This is a genomic window from Lysobacterales bacterium (assembly GCA_019634735.1).
In the GTDB taxonomy this organism is placed as follows: domain Bacteria; phylum Pseudomonadota; class Gammaproteobacteria; order Xanthomonadales; family UBA2363; genus Pseudofulvimonas.
In genome coordinates, this window is sequence record JAHCAT010000002.1 from 120,012 (window position 1) to 134,541 (window position 14,530).

General features: G+C 70.7%; 13 protein-coding genes. 4 read left to right on the forward strand and 9 right to left on the reverse strand.

What is annotated here, in order from left to right; genetic code table 11:
• The first annotated feature begins 15 nt into the window (after nucleotides 1-15).
• Nucleotides 16-1,680: a hypothetical protein gene (locus tag KF823_03215; protein MBX3724907.1), complete on the forward strand. Its 1,665-nt coding sequence runs from the start codon at nucleotides 16-18 to the stop codon at nucleotides 1,678-1,680.
• A 61-nt stretch (nucleotides 1,681-1,741) separates the two neighbouring features.
• Here KF823_03215 and KF823_03220 read toward each other — a convergent pair whose 3' ends face one another.
• Complete coding sequence (locus KF823_03220; protein ID MBX3724908.1) at nucleotides 1,742-2,527, reverse strand: hypothetical protein; 786 nt, start codon at nucleotides 2,525-2,527, stop codon at nucleotides 1,742-1,744.
• Nucleotides 2,528-2,723: 196 nt separating this feature from the next.
• Here KF823_03220 and KF823_03225 point away from each other — a divergent pair, with 196 nt between their 5' ends.
• Genes KF823_03225 through KF823_03235 form a run of 3 tightly spaced genes read left to right on the forward strand, consistent with a single transcriptional unit; the run spans nucleotide 2,724 to nucleotide 7,425 of the window.
• Nucleotides 2,724-4,544 carry an FAD-dependent oxidoreductase gene (locus KF823_03225; protein MBX3724909.1) on the forward strand — a complete coding sequence of 607 codons (1,821 nt, stop codon included), beginning with the start codon at nucleotides 2,724-2,726 and terminating at the stop codon, nucleotides 4,542-4,544.
• Nucleotides 4,541-6,373: a 2-oxoacid:acceptor oxidoreductase subunit alpha gene (locus KF823_03230; GenBank protein MBX3724910.1), complete on the forward strand. Its 1,833-nt coding sequence runs from the start codon at nucleotides 4,541-4,543 to the stop codon at nucleotides 6,371-6,373. The genes KF823_03225 and KF823_03230 overlap by 4 nt, the downstream gene beginning before the upstream one ends.
• Nucleotides 6,370-7,425: a 2-oxoacid:ferredoxin oxidoreductase subunit beta gene (locus tag KF823_03235; protein MBX3724911.1), complete on the forward strand. Its 1,056-nt coding sequence runs from the start codon at nucleotides 6,370-6,372 to the stop codon at nucleotides 7,423-7,425. Before KF823_03230 ends, KF823_03235 begins: the two co-directional genes overlap by 4 nt.
• A gap of 123 nt (nucleotides 7,426-7,548) precedes the next feature.
• On the opposite strand, the gene KF823_03240 is transcribed toward KF823_03235, so the two are convergent.
• The 8 genes from KF823_03240 to KF823_03275 all read right to left on the reverse strand — a co-directional run bounded on the left by KF823_03240 (nucleotide 7,549) and on the right by KF823_03275 (nucleotide 14,346).
• Entirely contained in the window at nucleotides 7,549-8,103 is a 555-nt protein-coding gene (locus KF823_03240; GenBank protein MBX3724912.1) for an NAD(P)H-dependent oxidoreductase, read from the reverse strand.
• A gap of 80 nt (nucleotides 8,104-8,183) precedes the next feature.
• Nucleotides 8,184-10,346 carry a glycine--tRNA ligase subunit beta gene (gene glyS / locus KF823_03245; protein MBX3724913.1) on the reverse strand — a complete coding sequence of 721 codons (2,163 nt, stop codon included), beginning with the start codon at nucleotides 10,344-10,346 and terminating at the stop codon, nucleotides 8,184-8,186.
• 82 nt (nucleotides 10,347-10,428) lie between these two features.
• Entirely contained in the window at nucleotides 10,429-11,334 is a 906-nt protein-coding gene (gene glyQ, locus KF823_03250) for a glycine--tRNA ligase subunit alpha (protein ID MBX3724914.1), read from the reverse strand.
• A gap of 386 nt (nucleotides 11,335-11,720) precedes the next feature.
• Complete coding sequence (locus tag KF823_03255) at nucleotides 11,721-11,972, reverse strand: hypothetical protein (protein ID MBX3724915.1); 252 nt, start codon at nucleotides 11,970-11,972, stop codon at nucleotides 11,721-11,723.
• Nucleotides 11,973-12,271: 299 nt separating this feature from the next.
• Nucleotides 12,272-13,036: a twin-arginine translocase subunit TatC gene (tatC, locus tag KF823_03260; protein ID MBX3724916.1), complete on the reverse strand. Its 765-nt coding sequence runs from the start codon at nucleotides 13,034-13,036 to the stop codon at nucleotides 12,272-12,274.
• Entirely contained in the window at nucleotides 13,023-13,346 is a 324-nt protein-coding gene (tatB, locus tag KF823_03265; GenBank protein MBX3724917.1) for a Sec-independent protein translocase protein TatB, read from the reverse strand. Before tatB ends, tatC begins: the two co-directional genes overlap by 14 nt.
• An 18-nt stretch (nucleotides 13,347-13,364) precedes the next feature.
• The gene (tatA, locus tag KF823_03270) at nucleotides 13,365-13,595 is read right to left on the reverse strand and encodes a Sec-independent protein translocase subunit TatA (GenBank protein ID MBX3724918.1); all 231 of its coding nucleotides are present in this window, start codon (nucleotides 13,593-13,595) and stop codon (nucleotides 13,365-13,367) included.
• A 64-nt stretch (nucleotides 13,596-13,659) separates the two neighbouring features.
• Nucleotides 13,660-14,346 (reverse strand): lipid-binding SYLF domain-containing protein, encoded by a 687-nt coding sequence (locus KF823_03275; protein MBX3724919.1) that lies wholly within the window; start codon nucleotides 14,344-14,346, stop codon nucleotides 13,660-13,662.
• Between the last annotated feature and the right edge of the window lie 184 nt (nucleotides 14,347-14,530).

Genomic DNA, 14,530 nt, shown 5'->3' on the forward strand with positions numbered 1-14,530 from the left:
GCCCTGGAGTCGAACATGACCCGTCACTGCCTGCGCCCTCTGATGGCCTCCGTTCTCGGCTTGCTCATCCTGTCCGGGGCGTCCTCCCCGGAAGGCAGCGAGCTGGCCCTTCCCCACGACCAGCTGATGGGCCCGGCCGGCGGCGTCTTCCCGACCGATGCGATCAGCTACCAGGGCGAACTGCTGGCCGACGGCCAGCCCGTCGAGGGCCCGGTCGACCTGCGTTTCTCGTTCTGGAGCGCGGCCGCCGGCGGCAGCCTTTTCAACACCGTGACGATCATTGGCGTGCCGGTGTCGGCGGGGCGCTTCGCCACGGCGGTGCCGGCACTGTTTCCGGACGACGGCCAGGCCGTCTTCATGGAGGTGCTGGTCAACCGCGAACAGCCACCGCAGTTCCACTCCCTGGGGCGCCAGGCGCTGATTGCGGCCCCGTTCGCCGTGCACGCCGAGACCGCGCGGTCGGCCGCTTCGGCGCAGAGTGCCGAAACCGCGACAAGCGCGCTGACCGCCCAGACCGCCGCCTTCGCGCAGGCCCCCTGGATCGCCCAGCCCGGGGGCATCGGCTACGCGGGCCGTGTCGGCATCGGCACCACCGGCGCGCTGGCCCTGCCGCTGGAGGTGCGGGTCGCGGCGGCCGATTCGCTGGCCATGCGCGTCCGCCACCAGGGCACCGCTGGCAACGCCACCGCCTTGCAGGCGGAGGTCACCGGATCCGGCAGCGGCGGCGGCGCGGCGACCGCCATCCAGGGCATCGCCTCGGCCAGCAGTGGTTCCACCATCGCCGTGCATGCCGCCACCTCGAGCCCGTCCGGGATCGGCGTGTTCTCGTTCGCGCAGGCCGTCAGCGGCGCCAGCGACGCGGTGCTGGCCCGCAATGCCAGCTCCGGCGGCATCGCCGTGCGTGCCTGGGCCTCGGCACCGACCGGCACCAGTCAGGCCCTGCAGGCACGCAACGACAGCCCGGACGGCTATGCCGGCTATTTCGTCGGTGCGCGCAACCATTTCTCCGGCCGCGTCGGCGTCGGCGTCACCGCCCCGTCCGACCGACTGCACATCGCGGCCCCTGCCGGCGAGCCCGCGCTGCGGGTGCAGATCGACGGCGCCACCAAGCTGCGCGTCACCGCCAACGGCGGCGTCGCGATCGGTGCCAATGCGACGCCACCGGCCAACGGCCTGTTCGTGGAAGGCGGTATCCAGGTGTCGCCGACCACCCGCTGGCTGTCCATCGACGGCCGCACCTTCGAGGTCAACAACAGCGCCTGGACGGAGGGACAGACCATCGGCACCGCCACCCCCTACCGGGTGCAACGCGTCGACGGGGCGATCCGCGGCGACATGGTGATGAGCGCGCCGGTACATCTGCCCCACGGCGCCTCCGTCACCGAGCTGCGCGCCTGGGTCAACGACAGTTCGCCAGACCACGATGTCCGGGTCAACCTGATGCGGCGCGTGCATGCCACCGGTGTCGCAGCCAGCATGGCGCAGGTCGGTTCGACCGGCGTCCAGGCCGGAGTGGTGGTGCTGTCCAGCGCGTCGATCTCCCCCGCCGTGATCGACAACGAGGCACATGCCTACTATCTGGTGGCGGCATGGACCACTGAAGCGACAGCGGCGCTGGCCGAGCGCAACGCGCTGCTGTCGGCCAGGCTGACCTACCAGGTCGCCTCGCCGATGCCATGATCGGCATCGGCGCGCGCCCGGGCCGGTCGGACCGGGCGCGGCGCGGTCCCGACGTCCGGGGTCATTCCAGCCAGGTCGTTGCCGGCTCCAGTTCAACGCCGGGTGTATCGATCACGCAGCGCCGCAGCCACGGCAGGTGGCCGGCGCCGAAGATCACCACGGCGCGTTCGCCGGCCTGCAGCTGCTGCAGGAGCAGGGCGCAGATGCGCATGTTGCGCTCGAACCAGGCGGCGTTGAGGGCGGCGCCGGGCTGGTCCTCGCCGCTGCCGTAGCGCAGCAGTTCCATGTACCGGCCGTGGCCGGCGTCGATGCGGTCCTGGCGGTTCATCCGCTCAAGGGCGGCGGCGATGCCCCGGGTCTCCTGCAGCGTCTCGATCTCGGCGGTCCAGGCGGCGATCTCGCCCTGGCCGGCGAGCAACGCCTCGCCCTGGCCGTTGGCCTGGGCCCAGGCCATCACCGCCTCGAAGGGAAAACGGCCCTCGACGTCGATGCCGTGCACGCGGGCATGGCCCTGCATGCGCGCCAGCCGGAAGCCCAGCTGCACCACCTCGTTGCGCGAGGCGGGCAGCTCGTCGGCGAGATAGGCGATGTAGCGCTGGTCGGTGATTTCCGCCGGCCACTCCACGAACACCCGGTCGGGGGCGAACTGCGCCAGCCTCTCGACCAGCGCGGCGATCTGCGCCTGGGCCGGCGCTTCCAGCACGTCGATGCTCTTCGTGTTGTGCAGGTCCAGGCCGGGATTGGCGAAGTGCCAGGTGCCCAGCAGCAGGACCCTGGCCGGGGGCTCGGCGGCGCTGGCGGGAAGGCTGGCGAACAGAAGGGCAAGGCAAAGGACAAGGTGACGCATGCGGACATCCTCCGGTGGTGGGCAACGCCGGTTGGATGCCGGCCCTGGCCGGCCGGTTGCCATGACCGATGGCAGGGGTGGCCGGCGTTGCGCCGCAGCATGACCGGTGCACGCCGGCGGCTAGACTCGGCTCGCGACCCGGGTCGCGCCGATCCGCGCGGGCGCCGGCGGCGGTCGCCAAGACACGGAGGTGGGCGTGCACCCGACGGACATTCGCGACCCCGATTACTTCCACAAGGTGGTCGACTGCCAGTGGGCCTGTCCGGCGCACACGCCGGTGCCCGAATACATCCGCCTGATCGCCGCCGGGCGTCATGCCGACGCCTACATGGTGAACTGGCGCAGCAACGTCTTCCCCGGCATCCTCGGCCGCACCTGCGACCGGCCCTGCGAGCCGGCCTGTCGGCGCGGCCGAGTCGAGGAGGGCAACGGCGAGAAACCGGAGCCGGTGGCGATCTGCCGGCTCAAGCGCGTCGCCGCCGACCTCAAGGGCGACGTCAGGGCGCGCATGCCGAAGAAGGCCGCGCGCGGCAACGGCCGGCGCATCGCCTGCATCGGTGCCGGCCCGGCCTCGCTGACCGTCGCCCGCGACCTGGCGCCGCTCGGCTACCAGGTGACGGTCTACGACGCCGAGGCCAAGGCCGGCGGCTTCATGCGCACCCAGGTACCGCGTTTCCGGCTGCCCGAATCGGTGATCGACGAGGAGGTCGGCTATGTGCTCGACCTCGGCGTCGAGTTCGTCGGCGGCCGCCGCATCGAGTCGATGAAGGCGCTGCTGGCCGAAGGCCACGACGCGGTCTTCGTCGGCTGCGGCGCGCCGCGGGGCCGCGACCTGGACATCCCCGGCCGCCAGGAGGCGGCCGCGCACATCCACATCGGCATCGACTGGCTGGCCTCGGTGTACTTCGGCCACGTCGAGCGGGTCGGCCGCCGGGTGCTGGTGCTGGGCGGCGGCAACACCGCCATGGACTGCTGCCGGTCGGCCCGGCGCCTGGGCGGCGAGGCGGTGACCGTGGTGGTGCGCTCGGGCTTCGACGAGATGAAGGCCTCACCCTGGGAGAAAGAGGATGCAATGCACGAGGGCATCCCGATCCTCGACTACCGGGTGCCGCTGGCCTTCGAGCACGAGGACGGACGGCTGACCGGCATGCGCTTCCAGCGCGTGCGCGCCGAGTACGGCGCCGACGGCCGGCGCAGCCTGGTGCCGACCGGCGAGCCCGACGAACTGATCCCCTGCGACGAGGTGCTGGTGGCGGTCGGCCAGGAGAACGCCTTTCCCTGGATCGAGCGCGATGCCGGCATCGAGTTCGACCGCTGGGGCCTGCCGGTGCTCGACAAGGACACCCTGCAGTCCAGCCTGCCGCACGTGCTGTTCGGCGGCGACGCCGCGTTCGGCCCGAAGAACATCATCTGGGCGGTCGCGCACGGCCACGAGGCGGCGGTGTCGATCGACCGCCTGCTGAGCGGTGAGGATCCCCGCGAACGGCCGGCACCGGCGGTCACCCTGGTGTCCCAGAAAATGGGCATCCACGAGTGGAGCTACGACAACGACATCTCGCCCGAGGAGCGCCACAAGGTGCCCTGGGCGCCGACCGAGCTGGCCCTGCGCCGGATCGACCTGGAGGTCGAGCTGGGCTTCGACGACGCAACCGCCTGGCGCGAGGCGCAGCGCTGCCTGAACTGCGACGTGCAGACGGTGTTCGAGGACGGCAAGTGCATCGAGTGCGACGCCTGCGTCGACATCTGCCCGATGGACTGCATCAGCTTCACCGCGAACGGGCCGGAGGACGAGCTGCGCACGCGGCTGACCGCCCCGGCGCTCAATCCCACGCAGGACCTGTACGTGTCCGGGCCGCTGAAGACGGCGCGGGTCATGGTCAAGGACGAGGACGTCTGCCTGCACTGCGGCCTGTGCGCGGAGCGCTGCCCGACCGGCGCCTGGGACATGCGCAAGTTCCTGCTGCACACCACCCAGGCCGGCCCGTCCTGCCGGGACGCCCGTCCGGAGGCGGCATGACGCCGATCGCCGCGGTCAACGACTTCGTCGTCAAGTTCGCCAACGTCAACGGTTCCGGTTCGGCCTCGGCGAACGAGCTGTTCGCCCGGGCGATCCTGCGCATGGGCGTGCCGGTCAGCCCGCGCAACATCTTCCCCTCCAACATCCAGGGCCTGCCGACCTGGTACGAGGTGCGCGTCAGCGAGGCCGGCTGGCTGGGCCGCCGGGGCGGCGTCGACCTGCTGGTGCAGATGAACCCGCAGACCTGGGACGCCGATGTCGCCGAGCTCCCTGCGGGCGGCTACCTGCTGTACGACAGCAGCCGGCCGTTGCCGCCGGGCCGCCTGCGCGACGACATCGTCGTGCTGGGCGTGCCGCTGACCCGGATCTGCGCCGAGCACTACCAGGACCCGCGGCAGCGCCAGCTGTTCAAGAACATCATGTACCTGGGCGTGCTGTCGGTGCTGCTGGGCATCGAACGCGAGGCCATCGTCCGCCTGGTCGGCGAGCAGTACCGGGGCAAGGAAAAGCTGCTGGAGGCCAACCTCGGCGCCCTGGACCTCGGCCGCGCCCACGCCCTGGCGCACTTCCCGGACGGCATCGGCCTGCAGGTGCGCGCCGCCGACGCGGTCGGCGAGCGCATCTTCATGGAAGGCAATGCCGCGGTGGCGCTGGGCATGGTCTACGGCGGCGCCACCGTGTGCGCCTGGTATCCGATCACGCCCTCGTCCTCGGTCGCCGAGGCGTTCCAGAAGTACTGCCAGAAGTTCCGGTCCGGCGAGGACGGCAACCGCCACGCCATCATCCAGGCCGAGGACGAGATCGCCTCGATCGGCATGGTGGTGGGCGCCGGCTGGAACGGCGCGCGCGCGTTCACCGCCACCTCCGGCCCCGGCGTCTCGCTGATGACCGAGTTCATCGGCCTGGCCTACATGGCCGAGATCCCGGCCACCATCGTCAACGTGCAGCGCGGCGGGCCGTCGACCGGCATGCCGACCCGCACCCAGCAGGCCGACCTGCTGTCCTGCGCCTATGCCTCGCACGGCGACACCCGGCACGTGATGCTGTTCCCGGAGGATCCGGCCGAGTGCTTCGCGTTCGCCGCCGACGCCCTGGACCTGGCCGATCGCCTGCAGACGCCGGTGTTCCTGATGACCGACCTCGACATCGGCATGAACCAGCGGCTGTGCGCACCGCTGGCCTGGGACGATGCGCGCCGGTACGACCGCGGCAAGGTGCTGTCCGCCGCGCAGCTGGAGGACGGACGCGAGTTCGGACGCTACCTGGACGCCGACGGCGACGGCATTCCCTGGCGGACCTGGCCGGGCACCCACCCGACCCGCGGCGCCTTCTTCACCCGCGGCACCACCAAGGATCCCTGGGCGCGCTACTCCGAGCGTGGCCCGGACTATGTCTACAACATCGAGCGCCTGCGCCGGAAATGGCGCACCGCCAGCGACCTGGTGCCGGCGCCGGTGCCGACCGCGGCGGCCCAGGGCGCCCGCGCCGGGGTGATCCACTACGGCTCGACCAGCCCGGCGATGGCCGAGGCGCTGGCGGCGCTGGCCGCCGCCGGCCTGCACCTGGACGCGCTGCGTCTGCGCGCCTTTCCGTTCCCGCAGTCGGTGCTGGAGTTCATCGAGGACCACGAGCGCGTGTTCGTGGTCGAGCAGAACGCCGACGGCCAGATGCGCATGCTGCTGGTCAACGAGTTCGGCGTCGATCCGGCGCACCTGGTGCCGGTACTGCATTACGACGGCACGCCGATCACCGCGCGCTTCATCGTCGATGCGATCACCGCGGTGCTGGGCGCCAGCCCGGTCCGCCCGCAACCGGAGCGCGTGTCATGACCTGGATCGCCAAGCCCAGGCTGCACCACCCCAGCCTGTCCCGCAACGCGGTCGGCTACACGCGGCGCGACTACGAGGGCAAGGTCTCCACCCTGTGCGCCGGCTGCGGCCACGACTCGATCTCGGCGGCGATCATCCAGGCCTGCTGGGAGCTGGACATCGAGCCGCACCGGGTCGCCAAGCTGTCCGGCATCGGCTGCAGCAGCAAGACGCCGGACTATTTCCTGGGCAACTCGCACGGCTTCAACACCGTGCACGGCCGCATGCCCTCGGTGCTGACCGGTGCCAACCTGGCCAACCGCGGCCTGACCTACCTGGGCGTGTCCGGCGACGGCGATTCCGCCTCGATCGGCATGGGCCAGTTCGTGCACGCGATCCGGCGCGGCGTCGACATGGCCTACATCGTCGAGAACAACGGCGTGTACGGCCTGACCAAGGGCCAGTTCTCGGCGACCGCCGACCAGGGCTCGGTGTCCAAGCGCGGCGTCGCCAACTCCGATGCGCCGATCGACCTGGTCGGCCTGGCCCTGCAGCTGGGCGCCACCTACGTGGCGCGCGGCTTCTCCGGCGACAAGACGCAACTGGTGCCCCTGATCAAGGGTGCGCTCGGCCACCGCGGCGTCGCCATCCTCGACGTCATCAGCCCCTGCGTGGCCTTCAACAACCACGCCGGCAGCACCAAGAGCTACGACTACGTGCGCGAGCACAACGACGCGGTCAACCGCCTCGACGTGATCGAGGGCCGCGCGGCGATCGCCGTCGACTACGCGCCGGGCGAGGCGATCGACGTGGTCCAGCACGACGGCACCGTGCTGCGCCTGCGCAAGCTGGACCCGGACTACGACCCCACCGACCGCCTGGCGGCGATGGCCTACGTCAACCTGCACCAGGCGCGCGGCGAGGTGGTCACCGGCCTGCTGCACGTCGATCCGGCGGCCGCCGACCTGCACGGCCACCTGGGCACGGTGGCCACGCCGCTCAACCAGCTCGGCGTTGCCGAGCTGTGCCCGGGCGCCGCGGCCCTGGAAAAGATCAACGCCGGGCTACGCTGATCCGGCACTGGCGCCGCCTGCGGGCGAGGGTTGCAAAGCCGCGACCGCCGCCTGACGTCGCTGGCGCCCGGGCGCGCTGCGGCAACGGCGCCGGCAACCAGGCGCCGCCCGGCAGCGGCGCGCTCAGCGCAGGGTCTTGAGGGCGCCGGCCCAGGCCAGCACCTGGTCGAGCAGGGCGTTCACCGACTTCTCGTGGTGGGCGGCCGGCTTGAAGCGGGTGAACTCCTCGAAGTCGGTGAACAGCGACAGCATCACCTGGCTGCGCACGTGGGCGATCTGCAATTCCGAGCAGATCGCGCGCAGGTTCTCGATGGCGCGGCTGCCGCCGGCGCTGCCGTAGCCGATGAAGCCCGCCGCCTTGTTGTTCCATTCCTTGTAGAGGAAGTCGATGGCGTTCTTCAGCGCGCCCGAGGTGGCGTGGTTGTACTCGGGCGTGACGAACACGTAGCCGTCGAACGGCGAGATCGCCGCCGACCAGGCGCGGGTGTGGTCCTTGCTGTACCTGCCCTGCGAGGGCGGCACCGGCTCGTCGAGCAGGGGCAGGTCGAAGTCGGCGATGTCGACGACTTCGTAGCTGGCATCGCCACGCTTGTCGGCCAGGCCGTGCGCCCAGCGGGCGACGTCGAGGGCCTTGCGGCCGGGACGGGTGCTGCCGACGATGAAGGCGATCCTGAGCATGGCCGGTCTCCTTGGGGGGAAACCGGCACGTTAGCACCGCGCCCGTTACCGCCCGGTGGACAGCCGGGCGCTCGCGCCCCTCAGCCGGCCAGCCGGCCGATGTCGGCGATCCGTCCGAACAGGCCGTGCAGGCGCGCCAGCAGGGCCAGCCGGTTGCCGCGCACGGCCGGGTCCTCGGCCATCACCATCACCTGGTCGAAGAAGGCGTCGACCGCCGGCCGCAGTGCGGCCAGGCGGGTCAGCGCCGCCTCGTACCGGCGGGCCTGGAACAGCGGCGTGGTGTCGTCCTCGGCGGCGGCCAGCGCCGCGGCCAGGTCGCGTTCGGCATCGACCTCGAAACGGGCCGGATCGACCGCATCGGGCACGGCCTCGCCGGACTCCTGGGCCTTGCGCAGCAGGTTGCCGCAGCGCTTGTTGGCGGCGGCCAGTGCCACGAAGGCCTCGTCGCCGACGAAGGGCAGCAGGGCGCGGTAGCGCTGGTCGAAGTCGACCAGGGAGCCGGTCGGCAGGGCGGCCACGGCATCGAACACCAGGGTGTCGTAGCCGTCGCGCTGCTCGTAGTAGCCGCGCAGGCGTTCGACCAGGAAGCTTGTCAGGTTGAGCGCGCGGGGAGTCGGAGAAACCCGGGACCGACCAAGCGGTGTGCTCCCACGTTGAGCCATTTCCCAAACGGAGTCATCGAGGATCTCGATCGCACGCTCAAAGGTCTTTTGGAGGTCAAGATCTAGTCGGCCTTCGATAAGCGAGCGTGCCAGCCCCAGAGCATTTCGTCGCAGCGCAAACGGATCCTTGTTGCCGGTAGGCTCAAGGCCAGCGTGGAAGCCGCCGACTAGCGTGTCCAGCCGTTCGGCCACTGCCAACACACGTCCCAGCGGGGAGCCAGCGATGCCGTCTCCAGCATTGCGTGGCATGTAGACCTCGTCCAGTGCCACCGCCAATGCTTGACGGTCACTTTCAGTAAGGTCTGCAAGAGCTGCATCCTCAACAGCTAGGTAGCGTCCCGCAATGCCTTGAAGTTCCGGGAATTCACCGACCAGGCGAGAGCGCAGGTCCGCTTTGGACAGCAGTGCTGCGCGGCGTGCCAATCTTGAATCGACGCCGGCAGCAGGCGCGATCTCTGCGGCCAGCTCGGCGACGCGGCCCGCTTTGTCGGCCACGCTGCCCAGTTTGGTCTGGTACGTGACCGTGGACAGTTCACCGTTCATCGCCGAAAGGCCCTGCTTGCGGTCCTCGTCGAAGAAGAAGGCGGCATCGGCGAAGCGCGGGCGGATCACGCGCTCGTAGCCCTGGCGCACCTGCGCCGGGTCGGCGGACTCGATGTTCGCGATGCCGACGAAATGCTCGCTGAGCTTGCGCTGGTCGGCGAAGATGGGAAAGAACTTCTGGTTGGTCTCCATGGTGAGTACCAGGACTTCCTGGGGCACCCGCAGAAATTCGGATTCGAAGCGGCAAACGATGGGCACCGGCCATTCCACTAGGCAACCCACCTCCCTTAGGGTGGTCAGGTTTATGCGGGGTCTGCCGCCAAGCTCGCGGGAAACTTCAAATACCGCCGAGCGGATTTTGTCTTCTCGAGTATTGGGGTCGACAACTACGCGAGCGGAGAGCAGCGCGGACTCATATTCGCGCGGCGAAGCGAGACAGATCGCAGTGGGATGATGGAAGCGATGCCCGTAGGTGGTCCGCCCGCTGCGCACGCCCAGCAGTTCCATGTCTACGACCTCGCCGCCGAGCAGCACCACAAGCCAGTGCACCGGGCGGATGAAGGCGTGCTCGTGGTCGCCCCAGCGCATCGGCTTGGGGATCGGCAGGCCCTTGACCGCGGCGGCCAGCACCTCGGGCAGCAGTTCGGCGGTGGCGCGCCCGGGGTTCTCCTGGCGCAGCACGAAGCGCTCGCCCTTGGCATCGCTGCTGCGCGCCAGGGCGGTCCAGTCGACGCCGGCCTTCTGTGCGAAGCCGAGCAGGGCGCGGGTCGGCTGGCCGTCGGCGTCCAGGCCGATGTTGAGGTAGGGGCCGAGCAGCTCGGTCTGCCGGGTCGGCTGCAGGGCCGGCACCGTGTCGGCCAGCACCGCCAGGCGACGCGGTGTGTACAGCGCGCGCAGCGCGTCGCGCGGCACCTCGATGCCCTGCGCGGCCAGGCCGGCGTGCACGCCGTCGGCCAGCGCCGCGGCCAGCCCGGGCAGGGCCTTGACCGGCAGCTCCTCGCAGCCCAGTTCGATCAGCAACGGCAGTGTCTGGCTCATGGTGTGTCCTGGTGCCTGGGTGGCCGCGACGGGCGCGGCCGGTGCCGGCGCGCGGCGCGCCGGCGGGGTGGGTCGTGCAGGATCAGGCGGCGGCTCGCCCGTTCTTCAGGCCGGGGAAACCGAGCTTCTCGCGCTGCGCGTGGTAGCACTCGGCCACCGCCCGCGCCAGGGTGCGCACCCGCAGGATGTACCGCTGCCGCTCGGTCACCGAGATCGCGCGCCGGGCGTCGAGCAGGTTGAAGGTGTGCGAGGCCTTGCAGACCTGCTCGTAGGCGGGCAGCGGCAGGCCCAGCTCGACCAGGCGCGCGGCCTGCGCCTCGCAGGTGTCGAACCAGGCCAGCAGCGACGGCACGTCAGCGTGCTCGAAGTTGTAGGTGCTCTGCTCGACCTCGTTCTGGTGGAACACGTCGCCATAGGTCACCGGGCCCTGCGGGCCGACCGTCCAGACCAGGTCGTAGACGTTCTCGACGCCCTGCAGATACATCGCCAGCCGCTCCAGGCCGTAGGTGATCTCGCCGGTGACCGGCCGGCACTCCAGGCCGCCGGCCTGCTGGAAGTAGGTGAACTGGGTGACCTCCATGCCGTTCAGCCAGACCTCCCAGCCCAGCCCCCAGGCGCCCAGGGTCGGCGACTCCCAGTTGTCCTCGACCAGGCGCAGGTCGTGCACCAGCGGATCGACGCCGAGCGCCTTCAGGGACTCGAAGTACAGCTCGACGATGTTGTCCGGATTCGGCTTCATCACCACCTGGTACTGGTAGTAGTGCTGCAGGCGGTTCGGGTTGTCGCCGTAGCGGCCGTCGGTGGGCCGGCGGCTGGGCTGCACGTAGGCGGCGTTCCAGGGCTCGGGTCCCAGCGCGCGCAGGAAGGTGGCCGGGTGGAAGGTGCCGGCGCCGACCTCGGTGTCGAGCGGCTGCAGCAGCACGCAGCCCTGCGCCGCCCAGTAGCGGTTCAGGGTCTGGATCAGGTCCTGGAAGGATAGGGCGTCCACGCGCGCTCCGGGCTCGGCGGCAAAGCCCGCAAGTATAGCCGCGGGGCGCTCAGGGGCTGCCGGCCGTCCGGGGAGGGGCGGTCCGGGTGTGCATGGGGCCGCTGTCGCGGCCGGCGAGTTTCGCGCCAGGGCGCGGTCTGTTCTCGTGGCCGGAGCGAAGCGGTGGGGCGACTACCTCTTCCCTGCCCGGCGGCCCGCTGCCCGCGCCACGACGCGACCTCGACGGCCCCGCAGCACATCCCCACCAGGTATTCGGGCGAGTGCGGGCGTAAGGATCGCTGGCGGCAGCGCGCACGTCACGCGAGTCGGGGCAGCGACCGTGCGCGGCCCCTGTCAGCTCGGGCAGATCCGGCGGGGGCGTTCCGCGCCCCCGCCGCAAGAACAGCTCAGCCCGCGGCGCGCTTGGCGGCGGGACGCTTCTTCGGGGTCACCGCCGCGGCGTTGGCACGCGCGCGCGAGCGCCACTGCTTGATGGTGTCGTTGAGCTTGAGGGTCTCGAGGTAGAGCTCGATCGCCTCGTTGGTCACGTCGTACAGCGGTCGGCCCATGACCGCGGCGACGGCCTTCAGGGAGTCACGGTAACGCTTGGCGACGCGCAGGCTGGCGTCGCGGGTGTCATCGGCGGGTTCAGTGCTCATGGTCGGGTGATCTCGTTGGAATGGTAGGAATGGTCGAGAGCCGTCCGGCCCCAGTCGGGACCGGGCCGCAGGCGGCGCGCACACCCTTGCCGGGGGGCGCGTGGAGTCGGGGCGCGACCCCCGGAATCCACAGGTGCAACGCGTCGCCATTGCGGACAACCGGACCAATGCGACCGAATGCCCGCAATGGCGCCTTATACCATAAGTTGCGCAGTGAAATCACGTCCCGCCGGGCGGGTCGGGCGGTGGCCGCGCGACCGTGTCGTCCTGCCGCGAACGCCGTCCTGCCGCGGGCGTTCTCAGGCGCCGGGCTGGTCGGCCGGGCGGCGGGCGACCAGGCGGGCCGCGGCGACCAGGCCCAGCTCGAACAGCAGCCACATCGGCACCGCCAGCATCACCTGCGAGAGGACGTCGGGCGGCGTGACGATGGCGCCGATCACGAACGCGCCGACGATCACGTAGGGCCGGCCACGGCGCAGCCGCTCGACGTCCATCCAGCCGGTGGCGACGATGATGATGGTCGCGACAGGCACCTCGAAGCTGAGGCCGAACGCCAGGAACAGCATCAGCACGAAGTCCAGGTAGCGGCCGATGTCGGTCATCATCGCCACCCCGTCCGGGGTCATGCTGGCGATGAAGGTGAACACCACAGGCATCACCAGGAAGAAGGCGAACGCGCAGCCCAGGTAGAACAGCAGGGTGCTGGAGACCAGCAGCGGCACCGCCAGCCGCTTCTCGTGCCGGTACAGCGCTGGTGCGACGAAGGCCCAGGCCTGGTAGAGGATGTAGGGCATGGTCGCCAGCAGGGCGACGAAGAACGCCATCTTGATCGGCGTCAGGAACGGCCCGGCGACCTCGATCGCCACCAGCTGGCTGCCTTCGGGAAGGCGTCCGAGCAACGGCTGCGCCAGTGCCGCATAGATCTGCCGGGCGAACGGAACCAGCACGACGAACACCAGCAGCACTGCGGCGACCGCGCGCAGCAGGCGGTTTCGCAGTTCGGCCAGGTGCTCGATGAAGCTCAGTTCGGCGTCCTGGCTGGCCTCGGGATCAGGGGTTGTCATCGGGGCGGGCCGCCGGCGGTTTGGGGCTGTCGCCCGCGGCGCTGCGCCCGGCCAGGTCGTCGCGCAGCCGGGCCAGGCTGGCCATGGCCTCGTCGTCGCGCAGCGCCTGGCGGCCCTGCTCGAGCTCCCGCTTGAGCTCGTCGGCAGCCAGCTCGCGTTCGATGTCGGCCTTCAGGCCCGACCAGCTGCGTTGCGCCCGGCGCAGCAGCGCCCCGGCGGTGCGCGCGGCCCCCGGCAGGCGCTCGGGGCCCAGCACCAGCAGGGCGACCACGCCGATCAGGGCCAGCTCGGGCATGCTCAGGTTGAACATGGCGGCAGCCGCCAGGGATCAGTCGCGGCGCTCGCCCCGGCCAGCCTCCTGGACGTCCGGGCGGGTCGCAGCGGGGGGCGGCGGATCGGCCTCCAGCTTGGCCTTCTCCTCGTCGCCGGACAGGCCCTTGCGGAAGCCGCGGATTGCCTCGCCGAGGTCGCCGCCCAGGTTGCGCAGCTTCTTTGTGCCGAACAGCAGCACCACCACCAGCAGCACGATCAGCCAGTGCCAGATGCTCGTGAAACCCATGGCCTATGCTCCTGCAGGTGGGCCGCCCATGTTAGCTCAGCGCCAACGGCGCCGCGATGGCGGCTCAGCGGTTGGTGTACTCCTCCAGGCGGTCGCGGAAGTCCACGATCGCGCCAGGCACGTTGGCGACGCCCCCTTCGAAGATCCGGCGCGGCGTGACGTTGCGCCCGAAGATGCGCTGGTTGGAGCGGTGGTCGATGCTGATCACGCTGCCGTCGAGGGCGACCCCGGCGAACAGCCCCCGGCTGCGCGAATAGGAATAGATCTCGGCGCGCAGCTGGCCGTCGGTGGAGGCGGCGGCGCTGCGCCCGACCGGTCCGGCAGCGACCGAGGCGTCGGCGCCCATGGTGAACTTGCCGTTGACGATGGTGTCGACGCCGCGCTGGCTGCGGAACACCAGGATCACGTCGGTGGCCTGCACGCCGGCCTGCCAGCCGACGCTGCCGCCGCTGATGCGGATGAAGCTGGGATTGCTCCAGGTGCCGTCCGGGCTCTTCACCGAGAGCATGCCGCGACCATGGCGGCCGCCCAGCACCAGACCGGCCTTGACCACGTCGGGGATCACGGCGATCGCATGGGCATCGCGCAGCATCGCCTGGGGCAGGGCGCTCTCGGGCATCCGCATGACCTCGTCGAGCACGCGCACCGCATCCTCGGCCTTGGCGACCAGCGCGGGATTGGCGTGTGCCAGCGAGATCGGGAGGATGAACAGGGGCAGCAGGGCGGCGAACAACAGGCGCAGGTGCGGCATGACGGACCTCGGCAGGCTGGGGACCCGGGCACTATGCCCGCGCGGCGGTCAATGGCGGATTAACGGTCCGTTGGAACGCGACCGTCCCGGTCGATTCAAGTCTCGCCCGCCCGGTGACCGGCCCGGATGGCCGGCTGGCAATTCAAATGCTTGCGCGGCCGTTCTGCCAGGCGACCCGCCCTGG